Source organism: Staphylococcus sp. HMSC036D05, assembly GCF_001836225.1.
Lineage (GTDB): Bacteria > Bacillota > Bacilli > Staphylococcales > Staphylococcaceae > Staphylococcus > Staphylococcus caprae.
On the sequence record NZ_KV827775.1, the window covers coordinates 84279 to 99604 of the forward strand.

At 33.0% G+C, this 15326-nt stretch carries 15 protein-coding genes; 7 read left to right on the top strand and 8 right to left on the bottom strand.

Features of this window, described 5'->3' with window-relative positions:
• Positions 1 to 19: 19 nt before the first annotated feature.
• Positions 20 to 1675 carry an SdrH family protein gene (locus HMPREF2580_RS03805; protein WP_070830504.1) on the bottom strand — a complete coding sequence of 552 codons (1656 nt, stop codon included), beginning with the start codon at positions 1673 to 1675 and terminating at the stop codon, positions 20 to 22.
• A gap of 189 nt (positions 1676 to 1864) precedes the next feature.
• Here HMPREF2580_RS03805 and HMPREF2580_RS03810 point away from each other — a divergent pair, with 189 nt between their 5' ends.
• Positions 1865 to 2491, top strand: a complete 627-nt coding sequence (locus HMPREF2580_RS03810) for a nitroreductase family protein (protein ID WP_070830507.1) — start codon at positions 1865 to 1867, stop codon at positions 2489 to 2491.
• A gap of 101 nt (positions 2492 to 2592) precedes the next feature.
• Complete coding sequence (locus tag HMPREF2580_RS03815; RefSeq protein WP_070830508.1) at positions 2593 to 3378, top strand: carbon-nitrogen family hydrolase; 786 nt, start codon at positions 2593 to 2595, stop codon at positions 3376 to 3378.
• Between the two features lie 370 nt (positions 3379 to 3748).
• Here the strand turns inward: HMPREF2580_RS03815 and HMPREF2580_RS11960 are convergent, their stop codons facing one another.
• The gene (locus HMPREF2580_RS11960) at positions 3749 to 3826 is read right to left on the bottom strand and encodes a delta-lysin family phenol-soluble modulin (protein WP_080981464.1); all 78 of its coding nucleotides are present in this window, start codon (positions 3824 to 3826) and stop codon (positions 3749 to 3751) included.
• A 317-nt stretch (positions 3827 to 4143) separates the two neighbouring features.
• Between HMPREF2580_RS11960 and HMPREF2580_RS03820 the strand changes: the two genes are divergently transcribed.
• The 4 genes from HMPREF2580_RS03820 to agrA are packed head-to-tail and all read left to right on the top strand — an operon-like array spanning position 4144 to position 6930.
• Positions 4144 to 4719 carry an accessory gene regulator AgrB gene (locus HMPREF2580_RS03820; RefSeq protein ID WP_070830510.1) on the top strand — a complete coding sequence of 192 codons (576 nt, stop codon included), beginning with the start codon at positions 4144 to 4146 and terminating at the stop codon, positions 4717 to 4719.
• Positions 4716 to 4859 (top strand): cyclic lactone autoinducer peptide AgrD, encoded by a 144-nt coding sequence (agrD, locus tag HMPREF2580_RS03825; protein ID WP_002445331.1) that lies wholly within the window; start codon positions 4716 to 4718, stop codon positions 4857 to 4859. The genes HMPREF2580_RS03820 and agrD overlap by 4 nt, the downstream gene beginning before the upstream one ends.
• A gap of 44 nt (positions 4860 to 4903) precedes the next feature.
• Positions 4904 to 6199, top strand: coding sequence for a quorum-sensing sensor histidine kinase AgrC (gene agrC / locus HMPREF2580_RS03830; protein ID WP_070830513.1), 1296 nt, complete (start codon positions 4904 to 4906; stop codon positions 6197 to 6199).
• A 14-nt stretch (positions 6200 to 6213) separates the two neighbouring features.
• A complete protein-coding gene (gene agrA, locus HMPREF2580_RS03835) occupies positions 6214 to 6930 on the top strand; it encodes a quorum-sensing response regulator AgrA (protein ID WP_070830515.1) in 717 nt (238 codons plus the stop codon).
• A gap of 72 nt (positions 6931 to 7002) precedes the next feature.
• On the opposite strand, the gene HMPREF2580_RS03840 is transcribed toward agrA, so the two are convergent.
• The 6 genes from HMPREF2580_RS03840 to HMPREF2580_RS03865 form a co-directional block, all read right to left on the bottom strand.
• Complete coding sequence (locus HMPREF2580_RS03840; protein WP_070830517.1) at positions 7003 to 8478, bottom strand: sucrose-6-phosphate hydrolase; 1476 nt, start codon at positions 8476 to 8478, stop codon at positions 7003 to 7005.
• A 324-nt stretch (positions 8479 to 8802) separates the two neighbouring features.
• Positions 8803 to 10053: an ammonium transporter gene (locus HMPREF2580_RS03845; protein ID WP_070830519.1), complete on the bottom strand. Its 1251-nt coding sequence runs from the start codon at positions 10051 to 10053 to the stop codon at positions 8803 to 8805.
• 178 nt (positions 10054 to 10231) lie between these two features.
• A complete protein-coding gene (locus HMPREF2580_RS03850) occupies positions 10232 to 10456 on the bottom strand; it encodes a sulfurtransferase TusA family protein (protein ID WP_002445323.1) in 225 nt (74 codons plus the stop codon).
• A gap of 21 nt (positions 10457 to 10477) precedes the next feature.
• Positions 10478 to 11563, bottom strand: coding sequence for a YeeE/YedE family protein (locus HMPREF2580_RS03855; protein WP_070830521.1), 1086 nt, complete (start codon positions 11561 to 11563; stop codon positions 10478 to 10480).
• Positions 11564 to 11836: 273 nt separating this feature from the next.
• Positions 11837 to 12124 carry a hypothetical protein gene (locus HMPREF2580_RS03860; RefSeq protein WP_044466876.1) on the bottom strand — a complete coding sequence of 96 codons (288 nt, stop codon included), beginning with the start codon at positions 12122 to 12124 and terminating at the stop codon, positions 11837 to 11839.
• 89 nt (positions 12125 to 12213) lie between these two features.
• Positions 12214 to 12855: a redox-sensing transcriptional repressor Rex gene (locus HMPREF2580_RS03865; protein WP_044466877.1), complete on the bottom strand. Its 642-nt coding sequence runs from the start codon at positions 12853 to 12855 to the stop codon at positions 12214 to 12216.
• 358 nt (positions 12856 to 13213) lie between these two features.
• On the opposite strand from HMPREF2580_RS03865, the gene HMPREF2580_RS03870 reads away from it, so the two are divergent.
• Positions 13214 to 15145: an ABC-F family ATP-binding cassette domain-containing protein gene (locus HMPREF2580_RS03870; protein ID WP_070830523.1), complete on the top strand. Its 1932-nt coding sequence runs from the start codon at positions 13214 to 13216 to the stop codon at positions 15143 to 15145.
• Positions 15146 to 15326 lie beyond the last annotated feature (181 nt).

Below are 15326 nucleotides of genomic sequence, written 5' to 3' on the forward strand. Positions count from 1 at the left end.
TGATTAGATGCTTTCTTTGTTATTGTTGATTGTTCTTTCTATTATATAAGAACATACCTACTACACCTGCAAATATGACAACAATCACACTACTTAGTGTAATGAGGGTGCGATTAAATTTCTTCTTATTTTTATAGTCATCCGTTTGTTCTTCATCATTGGTTGTGATTTGATCTTCGCTGTGATTTTTAAAGGCACTATGATTTGAATCCTCTTTATCAGTAGGTTTTTTCAAATCTGGCATTGAACCGATTTCGCCAGTGATAAGTGCTAAAACTTGCTCATCTAGATTTTCATAATATTTACTAGCATTTAATGGATTAAAATATTGGAATCTAAAATAGTTAGACCCTTTTTGTAAAGAATTTAAATACTCATTCCCACTAAAATTTTGTTTTCTAAATAAACTGTAAATATCACTATCAGTAATTTCCCCATTTTCAGTGTTTAAATTTCTCACTTGGTTAATTAAAAATGGATTGTATTTATACGCACCACTCGCTAAATTTTTAAAACGGTTCAGAATAGAGTTGTCGTCAGTTTTTTCATTACTAGTATTATAATGATTGTGATTTACAGCTGAACCTGTTCTATTCCAAATAAATTGATTGCGATCATAGTGCTGTGATTGATGATTCGATTGTGGATAGTCTGAACTGTTGTCCGTGTTCGGGTTTCTTTTATATGGAGGGCCACTATCATTATTACTGTTATGGCTTCCATAGTTTCCATTCCCTGGACTATCCGTTCCTCCATTATTGTTATCAGATTTAGGTGGTTGATTTGGATTATCCTGGTGAGACCCATGTGAGTTACCTGATGAACCATGAGTGGAATGACCATTATTGTTGTTACCATCCGAACCGTTTGAACCATGGTTATTATTTCCATGAGATCCTGAATCGCGACCACCTGGATGATGCCCGCCACTATCTGATGAGTGGTCATGATCTGAACCGTGATTGGAGTCGGAGCCGCTATCTGAATCGGAATCGCTGTCGGAATCCGAACCTTGATCTGAGTCTGAACCATGGTCAGAACCCGAATCGCTATCTGAGTCTGAACCGTGATCTGAGTCCGAACTGTGGTCTGAATCTGAGCCTGAGTCACTATCTGAATCAGAATCACTACCGGAATCGGAACCGTGATCAGAATCGGAGTCACTGTCTGAATCTGAGTCTGAATTGTGATCAGAGTCTGAGTCGCTATCTGAATCGGAACCTTGGTCTGAATCAGAGTCTGAGTCACTATCGGAATCCGAACCTTGATCTGAGTCTGAATGACTGTCTGAATCACTATCGGAATTATGATCAGAATCTGCATCGCTATCGGAATCTGAATTACTATCAGAATCTGCATCGCTATTTGAATTTAAATCGCTGTCAGAATCCAAATCTGAATTTACCTCACTCGTTGTATTTGCATCAGAATTATCTGCACTTTCATTTTCAGAAGTAGAAACGTCATTTATATTGTTTTGAGGTTGCTCTTTTAGTGTATTCTCATCGTTAGAAGATGAATTGACAGAGTCAGTATGATTCAATTCCGTATCAGAATTTGCATGGTTTGCGATTTCATTTTCAGCTGCGTGAGCTTGATGATCTAACATAGACGTACTTAGCATAAAGGCAAAGCCTGTTAATACAAACGAATGCTTTAATTTAATATTTTTCATCACCCAATCACCTCCCCTTTTCTTTTTCTTATCATCCTTAGTATATATAAAATAAAAGACTTTTGCATTTAAATAAGTCTTTTGAAAATGAATATTAATATAGTTGAAACTTCATAGTAATTATTTGTTTACTTTGAAAAGTATAATTATTATAGTGAATATACATCATAAACAAAGGAGTATTTTAAAATGGGATTTTTAAATAAAAATGAAAAAGAACCAACATTTAGTGAAGCAATTGAAAGTAGAAGAACGATTTATAATTTAGAAAAATCGATTTCTATAAGTGATGAAGAACTTGAAGGAATCATTTCACATGCTGTTAAACACGTACCTTCAGCATTCAACTCACAATCTACGAGAATCGTTTTACTTTTAAATGATAAAAATGAAAAGTTTTGGGAAACGACAAAGTCGATACTGAAAGAAACAATGGGACAAGATAGAGATTTTGAACCAACTCGACAAAAAATTGATAATTTTAAACATTCACACGGTACAATTCTTTATTATGAAGATCAAAGTGTGATTAACGCTTTACAAGATAAAATGCCTAATTTCTATGAGAATTTTGAAATCTGGTCTAATCAAGCAAACGCTATGCATCAATACGCTATATGGACTGCATTGGCTACACAAGGTATTGGCGCTTCTTTACAACACTACAATCCAATCGTGGATGAAGCAACTGCAAGTGAATTCGATATTCCTAAAACTTGGAAATTAATTGCACAAATGCCTTTCGGTGATGTACGTGAAGAAGCTAAAGAAAAAGAAATTAAACCTATCGAAGATCGTTTTATCGTAAAAAAATAATCTTTGAGTTAGCGTCTGTGTAAATCAACCACAGGCGCTTCTTTGCTTTTAATAGATAACTTTAGTATCTTATAGATAAACTCAAATGAGGAGTGAAGAATATGAAAATTCAACTTTTTCAATTTCACGTGGCTTACGGTAATCCGGAAGAAAATGAAACTAAAATCACAAATTGGTTTAATGAATACTTAGATGATGATACTGATGTCGTTGTTTTACCTGAAATGTGGAATAACGGTTATGCGTTAGAAGAACTTGAAGATAAATCTGACACCAATTTAAAAAGAAGTTTTCCATTTATATCTCAACTTGCTAAGGAATTTAATGTAGATATTGTCGCTGGATCTGTTTCTAATATTAAAAATGAAAATGTATACAATACGGCATTTTCAGTCAATAAAGACGGCGAATTAATTAATGAATATGATAAAGTACATCTCGTACCTATGTTAAGAGAACCTGAATTTCTTTCAGATGGAAATATCGTGCCTGAGCCTTTCAAATTATCAGACGGAACACTAGCAACTCAAATTATCTGTTATGACTTAAGATTTCCAGAATTATTAAGATATCCTGCTAAAAGCGGTGCTAAAATCGCATTCTATGTAGCTCAATGGCCAAGTGCTAGACTTAATCATTGGCTTTCACTCCTCAAAGCAAGAGCAATTGAAAATGATATGTACGTTGTAGCGGCAAATGGTTGTGGCAATGATGGGAATACTGAATATGCAGGTTACTCCACAGTAATTAACCCTAATGGTGAAATCATACAAGAATTGGGAAGTGACGAAGGTTTACTTACAACTACTATAGATCTAGAGTTAGTGGATAAACAACGGGAGTCTATTCCTGTCTTCAAGAATTTAAAACCTCATTTATACAAATAAAAATAAGCCGTGAGCTTGGGAGGGACTCACGGCTTTGATAACTTATTATTAAGGGAATGTTTTTACAGTTATTTTTTCAATCTATTTTTTGGGGATGTTATTAATTATGAAAAAATTTTAGTGAATTTATCTATTTTATTAATGATAAATTGAATGTTGTTTACGATAGCTTACATGCTAGAAATAATTACCTAATTAAAGGTAGCTAAGAATAATACGTAACACTGAGTCCAAGGAAACTACAGCTTTATAGCAAATGTTGCTCACTTGCTATTCAAGAATTCTGGATTGTTAAGTTGGGATGGCTTAACAATCCATTTCTTAGTCATACTATACGAAGAAAACAAAGTTACAATGAAAAATTCAAAACTTATTTTTTGAATTTTTTAACTGTATCAATGATCCATTTGATTAAATCACTGATTGTAGAAATGATATCTGATGCCATGTCAACTTCACTCCTTCCGACTAAATAATGGATTTGAATGATTAGGGAAAAATCATTCAGTTAAGATTAAGCAAATTTTTCAACTATCTTTCCATCACATCTCTGTGATATGAGTCTATTAAAACATGCATTCTACATAATGAAACAAATATTTCTTAACTCGCAAAAAAACATACATAACTGTAATTTTTTTTATGTTAAAATATCACTTAGGAATTAAAAATAACACTTAGGTATATTTATATAACAGTTAGGCATATTTCTTAAATTGAGTTGCACAAAATTGTATAATGAATTATGAGGAGAGTAGTAGATAAGTGAAAATAATTGATAGAAAGATTGAACAATTTGCTAACTACCTACAAAGAAAAAATAATTTAGATCATATACAATTTTTAAAAGTTCGTTTAGGTATGCAAGTTGTTGCAATAAATATTGAAAAAACAATAGTCGTTTATGGGTTAGCTCTCATTTTTCGTATTTTTGTATACACATTATTAACTCATATAACTTACTTTTTAATACGGAGGAATGCACATGGTGCACATGCTAACTCATCGTTAATGTGTCATATTGTGAATATCATTATTTTTATACTTATACCTTGGTTACTAACTCTTTTTCATATTAACGTGTATGCACTAATTGTTACTGGGGTATTAAGTTTAATTATTATTATAAAATATGCTCCATCGGAAACAAAAAAGCAACCGATACCAAAACACCTTATAAAAAGAAAACAGCTTGGTTCTGTTGTAACATGTATTTTGATTTTAATCGCTTGTATTTTTATTAAAGAACCTTTTGTATATTTTGTTATCTGGGGTATGTTTGTTGAATCTCTCACCCTATTACCTATTTTTTCTACTAATAAGGAGGATGTATTAAAATGATGCAAATTATTAATTTACTATTTAAAGTGATCACTGCTGTTTTTGAAAAAATTGGCTTTATAGCTGGTTATAGTACTTGTAGTTACTATTTTGATGAACCTGAAGTACCAAAAGAACTACTTGAAATATACAAAAAATAACTTCAAACAACTGTTATAAGTCATTTACAGAAAGTGTGTATTTTATGGAAGGCTTGAATGATTGGATAACTAGTTTTTTTCAATTAGCTACAATATTCTATGTAGCTAGAGTTCTTGCAGGGATTAAATATAATTTAAGGGATTATTTATTCATTCTTGGATTAATGATCCCTGTAAATTTATTATTTTACTTTGTAGGTAATAATGTTTTAATTCTTATAATTTTGATTTCAATAATATTCTTTTATAGAAAAATAAAATTATTATCTATTTTGACGATATTTGGAACTAACATCATATTATATTTATGTAACTTTTTCACAATACTTTTAATTGCGTGGTTTGAAGATTATACACGTAACTCTATTGTTTATTTGGTTGTATATCTTATAAGTTTTGGTATATGGGCTATAGTGTTAGCGAACTCTATCAAATTTTTAATAAATCGTATTAAGAAATCTTACCTATATACTAACAAAATATATATTTCAATTATTTCCATTTTCTTAGTTATTACCTTTTTCATATTATTTATCTTTACTCGAAATGAAGATTTAGATTTTCAAACTTTTAGACTTTATACATATCTTTATGTAGGTATTGTCTTAGTAATACTTATAATTTTAATCATTCTCTCTTACACCGTACTTCGTGAAATGAAATATAAGCGTAATCTAGATGAAATTGAAACATATTATGAATATACGTTACGTATTGAGACTATTAATAATGAAATGCGTAAGTTCCGTCATGATTATGTTAATATTCTTTCTACTCTATCTGAGTTTATTCGTGAGGATGATATGCAAGGGCTTAAAAAGTATTTCAATGAACAGATCGTGCCATTGAAAGATAATATGAAGACACGTTCAATTAAATTGAATGGGATTGAAAATTTAAAAGTTAGAGAAATTAAGGGATTAATCACAACTAAGTTTCTTCAAGCGCAAGAGAAAGAAATACCAATTAGTATTGAAGTACCTGATGAAATTGATAATATCAACATGAACACAATTGAACTCAGTCGTATTACTGGAATTATTTTAGATAATGCTATTGAGGCATCAGAGGCACTTGAAGATCCACTTATTCGAATTGCCTTTATTGATAACGAAGAATCTGTTACATTCATTGTGATGAATAAATGTAGCGATAATACCCCTAAAATTCATGAATTATTTGAAGAAGGCTTTTCTACGAAAGGTGATAACAGAGGTTTAGGTTTATCTACCCTTAAAGAACTGACTGATGAAAACGAAAATGTTTTATTAGATACCGTTATCGAAAATGGTTATTTTGTTCAAAAAGTAGAAATCATCAATACTAAGAACGAAGCATAAGGATGTGATAACAGATGAAGATATTCGTTTGCGAAGACGATCCGAGACAAAGAGAAAATATGGCATCAATTATCAAAAATTATATTATGATTGAAGAAAAACCGATGGAGTTAGCGCTCGCAACTGATGATCCTTATGAGGTTCTTGAACAATCTAAAGAAATGAATGATATTGGTTGTTATTTTTTAGATATTCAATTAGAAGCTGATATGAACGGCATCAAATTGGGTAGTGAAATCCGTAAACATGATCCTGTAGGCAATATTATCTTTGTTACAAGTCATAGTGAACTCACTTATTTAACTTTCGTTTATAAAGTGGCTGCTATGGATTTTATTTTCAAAGATGACACTTCAGAGTTAAAGACAAGAATTATTGATTGTCTTGAAACGGCACATACACGACTTAAATTATTATCTAAAGAGAGTAATGTTGAAACAATTGAATTAAAACGTGGTAGTAATTCAGTTTATGTTCAATATGATGATATTATGTTCTTTGAATCATCTACAAAGTCGCACCGACTCATTGCGCATTTAGATAATCGCCAAATTGAGTTTTATGGTAATTTGAAAGAATTAGCGCAACTCGATGATCGCTTCTTTAGATGTCACAATAGTTTTGTGGTCAATCGGCATAATATTGAATCCATTGATTCAAAAGAGCGTATGGTTTACTTCAAAAATGGCGAAAATTGTTTCGCATCCGTACGTAATGTTAAAAAAATCTAATACACACATAATAAAACCCAGCTTTCTCCTCCCTATTTGAGGTGAAAGCTGGGTTTCTTCATTGATATCGAATTATTTCTTTAATTCGTATTTCGTAAATTGTAAATAAACTTGTCCTGATTCTGTGGATGCTTTGATACCTGTCGCATTTTCACTAGGGAAAATTCTTGAAGTTAACACGCGTTCCCCATCATTACAGAATATTTCAATACTTGAAGTATCGACAAAGATGTGTAATTGATTGAGCGGTGTATCTAACCTAGTTGTGCGTGCTGTCCCGTCTACATTTGTTGGCAATAAACCACTATCAGAACGATCAAGCGTAATAGTATTTTCACGTTGATTATAAATAATAAGTGTGGATTCATTTCTTGAACTTCTTAATTCGAAATATACTTCTGTTGCATCATTTTCCAAAATATCAATAATCATTTCATATTGCTTTCCTTCATAAGGATGCAATTTGCGATTAAATTTATTTGCATAGCCTAAAGCAGTTTCTTTATTCGTTCTTAAAGTTTCTAACGCCTTGAGTGGACGTTGCTTTAATTTACCATTTTCTATTGTGAGTTCTCGAGGAATTGTTAAACAATGCGCCCATCCTTCAGAATCAGTTGGATAATCAATGTCTGGTAGTCCCATCCAACCAATTAATATGCGTTTTCCATGTTTATCCACAAAAGTTTGCGGTGCATAGAAGTCAAATCCTCTATCTAATTCTTGAAACGCTTGATGGTCAAATGTCATATTTTCAATATCTAAATTCCCTATCATATAACCTGATTGATAAATATTTCGATACTTTTCACCTTCCGCTTCAACCCCTTGTGGGCAGAAAAGTATAACATCATGACCGTCTAACTCGAAATAATCTGGACATTCCCACATATATCCGAATTGACTTAAATCTGTTTGAATCTCACCTAAGAATGTCCAATTCACAACATCTTCACTACGATATAAAACCAATCGACCTTGTTCATTATTGGTTTGGGCGCCTAATATCGCATATAGTTTACCGTCCTTTTCAAATACTTTAGGATCTCTGAAATGACTTGTGTAACCCTCTGGTTGTCCATGAATAACCGGCTTAGGAAATTTCTCTACTGTTCCGTCTTCTTTAAGTCGAGCAATCATTTGACTAGATACACGGTTCCAATGATGATCTCGATGATTTCCAGTATACATATAATAGAGATGCCCATTATATTCAAAGGCACTACCGATATACACACCGTGACTGTCATATTTCGTATCCGGCTCTAGTATAGGCCCTTGAGATTCAAAGTGTACCAAATCATCACTGGTATAATTAAACCAATATTTAAGTCCATGTACTGCTCCTAATGGGAACCACTGATGTGATATGTAATAACGCCCATCATAATAGATAAGGCCGTTAGGATCATTTAGCAATCCTGTTTCAGGCTGAATATGATATGTCTGTCTGTATGGAGAAGCATCGACTCGTTTTTTTAGTTCCATAAACGTCTCTGTATCAACATCTTCTATTCGTTGATAACGTGCTTCACGTGTCCATTCCGCCATGTTTTCACTCCTACTCTCAACTCATTTTGCTTTCTTCTTAACTTTAATATTTTAACATATGAGCTACGTATTTAGATGTAGATTTTTAGTTTTAATCATGAGAATTTTATGGAAAATGAATCGACATTCAAAAATCTGGAAACGATACGTTTAAATACATCTGCTCACTTAACGATATTGGAAATATTTTTCAAAAGAAAACTCACCTATCATGTATGTATTAACTTGAACATATTTCATCACATATATATCCTCATTAAATAAGTGATAGTTCAAATGATATCGACATGATAAGTGAGTAAGATTCACTTTCTATATGTTGGACTAGAATTTCATACGACGATTAAATTTATTTAATTCACCATAGAAGTATGCTTTTTCACCATGAACAATTGCATCGAGTCCAGTTTTGTCTTCTTCTTCAGTAGTTGCTAATGGTGTAAATGACTTAATTATTCTAGCAATCATGTATGTAACAATTGCACTGAATACCACAGTGGCAAGCGCTGCTGCTAATTGTATTAAAATAACTTTGAAATCGCCTGTGTATATGAGACCATTTTCCACGGCATCATTTACCTTGTGAGACTGAAAGACACCTGTAAGTACTGCACCAAGCACACCACCAACGCCATGAATACCAAACGCATCGAGCGCATCGTTATATTGTAATTTCACTTTAATTAAATTGATAACAACGTAGCATCCGATACCACCAATTACAGCGATAATGACTGCACTAAGATAATTGACATAACCTGCAGCTGGAGTGATTGCCACAAGCCCAGAAAGTGCACCAGATAAAAGGCCTAATAGACTTGTTGTCTTTTTCAAAGCATATTCTAAAATCAACCAGCCAAATGCACCGGCACTTGCAGCGATGACAGTATTGACAAACGATACCATCGCGATTTGATCAAATGTGAACGCACTGCCGACATTGAATCCGTACCAACCTAACCAAACTAAAATGCCTCCAATTAGCGTAATGAGTAAATTATGAGGGGTATGCTTCTCTTGTTTCTTTCCTACCCCAATCATTATCCCTAAAATTAAACCGGACACACCTGAGGTAATATGTACAACTGTTCCACCGGCGTAATCGATGGCACCAAGTTTACTAATCCAGCCTCCACCCCATACCCAGTGTGCAACTGGACTATAAATAAATACTACCCATAAACCAACAAAAATAAGATAAGGGATAAATCTCATTTTTTCAGCTATAGAACCTGATAAAATCGAAACCGCGATAGTACAAAACATCATTTGGAATAACATGAAAAGTGCGAGAGGGACGTGAGGACTAATAGTTTTAGAAATTGCAAAACCAACGTGATTTAAACCTAGAAATTTAAAACCACCAAGCCAGTCGTTACCTTGGTCAAAACTAATTGAAAAACCAATAATCATCCATGCGAATGTGACAATAACAATTGCTGCCATACTTTGCATAACTGTATTTAATGCATTCTTCGATTGGACAAGTCCTCCATAAAATAAACTAAGACCTGGAGTCATTAACCAAACTAATAATGTACATAAAAATAGGAAAATTGTATCATCCATATTCATTCTTACCACTTCCTTTATCAACATCATAATGAGTGATTGATGGAAGCGCAAAAATCGGTAAGGTAATATTACACGTAGCGTCAGTTTATTTAACATTCTAACTATAATAATTATGCTGAAACGATACAAAAAAGCTAGCGAAATCACACGATTCCGCTAGCCTCACCTCATATATGATTTAAGCTTTCTGAACAGTGATTGTCCATGAAGCATCATCTAATTGTTCATAATTCGTTACAGGGTAGCCATTTTCAGCCGCCCAATTAGGCAAAGCTTCAGTAGCTTGTGTACAGTCAAAGTCTATTTTTAATTCATCGCCTTGATTTAATTCTTGCATTTTCTTTTGAGCTTCTATAAGTGGGAATGGACATACCATACCTACTGTACCTAATTCATGTACCATAGAATAACCTCCTTATGTTGTTTAAGTACGTTGACTTACTGTATTATTTTGAGATTTGTTATTTGTCGTTTGTTGCAACCTTTTCATAGGTTTAACGAAAATAAAGTAACTCATAAACCATACTCCAATAATCATTGATCCTAAGCCTATCCATCCTTGCCAACTCATTGTGGCAGTTTCTACAAGGCCATTACCGATTGAACAACCTCCAGCTACAGATGCACCAAACCCCATCAGTATTCCACCGAAGGCACTATTACGAATGGTCTTTTTGTCAGGAAGGCGCCATTTAAATTCTTTTGAACCTCTTGCGGCGATATAAGAACCTACAAAGATACCAAGTACTAAAAGTACGCCCCAATCGATAAATTTAGAATTACCTGAGACTAAAAAGTTTATTAAATTAGCAGATGGCGTCGTAATCCCAAGTCCATAAGGACGACCAGTGGATTCGCTCATTGGCCATGCAAGTAGTGCGATTAAACCGACAACAATGCCTGCAACAAATGGATGGTATCTTCTTTCGAATAAATAATGTCGAATACCCGTATGCTTTTGCTTTAATTTAGGCACCATTACCTTAGGTTTACGTAAAGTTCTTACAACTAAAGTGATTGTAATCACTGTTAAAATTAAAACAAGTACCCAGTTCGGAATGCCTGTTGAATGACTTACACTCACATTCACATTTGTAGGTCGATTGATTACGTTCATCAATGGAAGTAATACACCCGTTTTTGTAATTGCAGAAGTCACTGCGTATAAGATGAGCGCCACCCAACTACCTATGAGTCCTTCACCAGCACGGTACCACGTTCCAGTGGCACATCCTCCTGCGAGTACTATACCTATGCCGAAGATAAACGAACCTATAATGGTTCCAACTACAGGAAATGTATGAGTCGGCACTTTAATAGCTCCAAAGCTTGTCAATATGAGTAGCCCTATACTCTGAACTGTGATTGCTACCAATAAGGCATAGAACATTTTATTACTTTTTTGAACATACATATCTCTGAACCCGCCTGCGAGGCAGAATCTTGTACGTTGCATTACAAATCCTAGTAACACACCGACGATGAGTCCACTAATTATCATCCAAGTCATTTAATCACCTATTTCCGATATAAATAATAAGGTATTATAATGGAAATATTCAAATTTTGCAAACTTATCATTTTTTGACTTTTAAAATTAGAGCCCATACAGATTAAATAACTTTGTTTTCAATAAACTTCAAAAATATATGCACTAAATCCTGAGGGAGAAATGCCAGTCGAAGACTACAGACGGAGACGGCACCCTAGGGAAGCATACGCATATAATTTGAATTACTAATTTTTCTCGGATTATCAATGGTTTTTACTATATTTTTAGAAATTAATTTATTTTCAATACTGCATTGATTGCTTTTAAATCCTCTTTTGAAAAATGTCTAAACTTATACCACTCATGGTCATTGTAATATATGAATAACTTACCACCTAACAATCCTTTAGATTGCTTATATCGAACAACTTTGTCAGTATCAAACTGCAAGTCAAATGGTGTATGATCTTTGCCATAAGCTTTAAATATTATTGTATGATCATCTAATATTAATTTTCCTGGAACAGTTAACATTTGAGGTATATGTGCTTTATAACTACAATTTGCTTCAACTCTCATTTTTGCGCGCACCCCTTTATATGATTATGTATACTATATCATTTTTTTCATAACAAAAAAGCACCCTTTAACGGATGCTTATCAATGTATTAATTGCCATTACTGTAATTTTTCATAAAGAATAATAATGATTGTAGTTCGATACCTAAATCGATGTGATGAACTTGTACATGTTGTGGTGTCTTGATTCGACTTGGAGTGAAGTTAAGTATCCCTTTGACGCCCGCTTCTACAAGTTGATCAGTAACTTGTTGTGCTACATTTTCAGGCGTAGTTAAAATAACGACATCGATATCTTCAGCTGCTAATCTAGATTGAATCTCATTATTATGTTTAACTACAACTTTACCAACTTGTTCTCCAATTACATCTTCTTTAATATCAAACGCTTCAGTAATTGTCATTTCATCATGAATTGAGAAATTATACGTAAGTAATGCACGGCCTAAGTTACCTACGCCTACAATCGCAATTTTGATTTCGTCACTTTCACTAATCTCTGATTTAAAAAACTCAAGCATACTATCAACGTTATAACCATATCCCTTTTTACCTAGTTCACCAAAATATGAAAAATCACGACGTATTGTTGCTGAATCTATTTGTAAAGCTTCACTAATTGCTTTGGAATTCACACGGTCAATACCCTTAGATTTTAATGTACTTACAAATCTATAGTACAAAGGTAAACGCTTTAATGTAGCACGAGGAATTTTAGTGTGTTCTGGCATATCATAGGTCCCCCTTAAAGTTTGAATGAAATATATTTATGTATTCAAACATTTTAACGTGCAAGTTGTAAGGCGTTTAAATATACAAATAATTGCCTACAATGAATACTTAAATATTATACATTATTGATTTTTAAAAATAAATATCCCAGTTTCATGTGATGCGGGAATGCTGTAAAATAAAGATAATTGAGTTAATTATAAGCTTAATCATTAGGTCTCTGTTGGCAAGCGAATTTTATTTTGGAGAATAATAAAGTTTAACAATTAAAAATTCGAACAAAATTAAAAAATTTGAAATCTTATTGTTTATGTATAGTCTATAACTATTTAATTGAATTAGAAAGGTGAGAATCGAATGATACTTTTACAACTTAATGACATCTCTAAATCGTTCGATGGTGAAGATATATTTACTGATGTAGACTTTGAAGTTAAAACCGGTGAGAGAATCGGTGTTGTAGGTAGAAATGGTGCTGGAAAGTCTACACTTATGAAGATTATCGCTGGCGTTGAAAGTTATGATAGTGGTCATATTTCTAAGATAAAGAATTTAAAATTAGGTTATCTTACCCAACAAATGACACTTAATTCATCGGCTACCGTTTTCGAAGAGATGTCAAAACCATTTGAACATATCAAAAATATGGAAAGTCTAATTAAGGAAGAAACTGATTGGCTTGCACAACATACACATGAATACGAATCAGAAACATATCAAGAACATATGGAACGTTATGAATCGCTTACGAATCGTTTTGAACAACTGGAAGGTTATCAATATGAAAGTAAAATTAAAACCGTACTTCATGGCTTAAACTTTACTGAGAATGATTTTGATAAACCTATTAATGATTTTAGTGGTGGTCAAAAAACACGCCTCTCGCTTGCACAAATGTTGTTAAACGAGCCTGACCTACTCTTACTTGATGAACCAACCAACCATTTAGATTTAGAAACTACAAAATGGTTAGAGGACTACTTAAAATATTTTAAAGGCGCCATCGTAATTATCAGTCATGATAGATATTTCTTAGATAAAATCGTCACTCAAATTTATGACGTCGCACTTGGAGATGTGAAACGTTATGTAGGTAATTATGAACAATTTATTGAACAACGCGATCAATATTATGAGAAGCGTATGCAAGAATACGAAAAACAACAAGAAGAAATTAAGCGTTTAGAAACATTCGTAGAGAAAAATATTACCCGCGCATCTACCAGTGGTATGGCAAAGAGTCGTCGCAAAACATTAGAAAAAATGGAACGCATAGATAAACCAATGATTGATGCAAGAAGTGCGAATATACAATTTGGTTTTGAAAGAAATACCGGAAATGATGTCATGCACATCAAAAATTTAAAAATTGGTTATGACGCTCCTATTACTGAACCCATTAATATTGAAGTTTCTAAAGGCGATCATATAGCTGTGATTGGTCCTAATGGTGTTGGAAAGACTACGCTAATTAAAACAATTGCCCAAAAACAAGACAATCTTGGCGGTAGTATCACCTTTGGTGCAAATCTTCAAATTGGTTATTATGATCAGAAACAAGCAGAATTTAAATCGAATAAAACAATTTTAGATTATGTCTGGGATCAATATCCTACGATGAATGAAAAAGATGTGCGAGCTGTTCTAGGTCGCTTCTTATTTGTTCAAGAAGATGTGAAGAAAATTATTAATGATTTATCCGGTGGCGAAAAAGCACGTTTGCAGTTAGCTTTATTAATGCTACAAAGAGATAATGTCTTAATTCTCGACGAACCGACCAACCACTTAGATATCGATTCTAAAGAAATGTTAGAACAAGCATTAAAACATTTTGAAGGAACAATTATCTTCGTCTCACATGATCGATATTTTATTAATCAACTTGCAAATAAAGTATTTGACCTCAATTATCAAGGTGGACAAATGTATCTCGGTGATTATCAATATTACATTGAAAAAACTGAAGAAGCTGCAGCATTAAAAGCACAACAAGAGTTAAAAAAAGATGCTGAAAATGTGAAGAATGATAGCACAACAAAACCTTCCTCATATATGAACCAAAAACAACAAAAGCGAGATCAAAGAAAAATAGAACGTCAAATTGAACAATGTGAAGCTAAAATTGAAGCGTATGAAACACATATTTCTTATATTGAAGAGCAATTGACGCAGCCGGAAGTATTTAATGATCCTATTAAAGCTGCTGAATTAGCTGAAGAAAAAAATGAAACCGAACAAAAATTAGAACAAGTGATGTTTAAATGGGAAGAATTACAAGAAAAATTATAAATCACTAACATCATCGAAGGCACTGAGAAGTAGAATTTCTTACTTTTTAGTGTCTTTTAGTATGTTATTACACAAATATTATTCACACCGTTTATCGTGGATATGATGGCTATCCACAGAGTTATCCTAGTTATCCACAGGTAAATTAACACTTTTGCTTCAAATTATTCGAGTTATTCAC

Coding starts and splice junctions, on each gene's coding strand:
- HMPREF2580_RS03805 (WP_070830504.1), bottom strand. CDS start 1,675: ATGAAAAATATTAAATTAAAGCATTCGTTTGTATTAACAGGCTTTGCC.
- HMPREF2580_RS03810 (WP_070830507.1), top strand. CDS start 1,865: ATGGGATTTTTAAATAAAAATGAAAAAGAACCAACATTTAGTGAAGCA.
- HMPREF2580_RS03815 (WP_070830508.1), top strand. CDS start 2,593: ATGAAAATTCAACTTTTTCAATTTCACGTGGCTTACGGTAATCCGGAA.
- HMPREF2580_RS11960 (WP_080981464.1), bottom strand. CDS start 3,826: ATGGCATCAGATATCATTTCTACAATCAGTGATTTAATCAAATGGATC.
- agrD (WP_002445331.1), top strand. CDS start 4,716: ATGATGCAAATTATTAATTTACTATTTAAAGTGATCACTGCTGTTTTT.
- agrC (WP_070830513.1), top strand. CDS start 4,904: ATGGAAGGCTTGAATGATTGGATAACTAGTTTTTTTCAATTAGCTACA.
- agrA (WP_070830515.1), top strand. CDS start 6,214: ATGAAGATATTCGTTTGCGAAGACGATCCGAGACAAAGAGAAAATATG.
- HMPREF2580_RS03840 (WP_070830517.1), bottom strand. CDS start 8,478: ATGGCGGAATGGACACGTGAAGCACGTTATCAACGAATAGAAGATGTT.
- HMPREF2580_RS03845 (WP_070830519.1), bottom strand. CDS start 10,053: ATGAATATGGATGATACAATTTTCCTATTTTTATGTACATTATTAGTT.
- HMPREF2580_RS03850 (WP_002445323.1), bottom strand. CDS start 10,456: ATGGTACATGAATTAGGTACAGTAGGTATGGTATGTCCATTCCCACTT.
- HMPREF2580_RS03855 (WP_070830521.1), bottom strand. CDS start 11,563: ATGACTTGGATGATAATTAGTGGACTCATCGTCGGTGTGTTACTAGGA.
- HMPREF2580_RS03860 (WP_044466876.1), bottom strand. CDS start 12,124: ATGAGAGTTGAAGCAAATTGTAGTTATAAAGCACATATACCTCAAATG.
- HMPREF2580_RS03865 (WP_044466877.1), bottom strand. CDS start 12,855: ATGCCAGAACACACTAAAATTCCTCGTGCTACATTAAAGCGTTTACCT.
- HMPREF2580_RS03870 (WP_070830523.1), top strand. CDS start 13,214: ATGATACTTTTACAACTTAATGACATCTCTAAATCGTTCGATGGTGAA.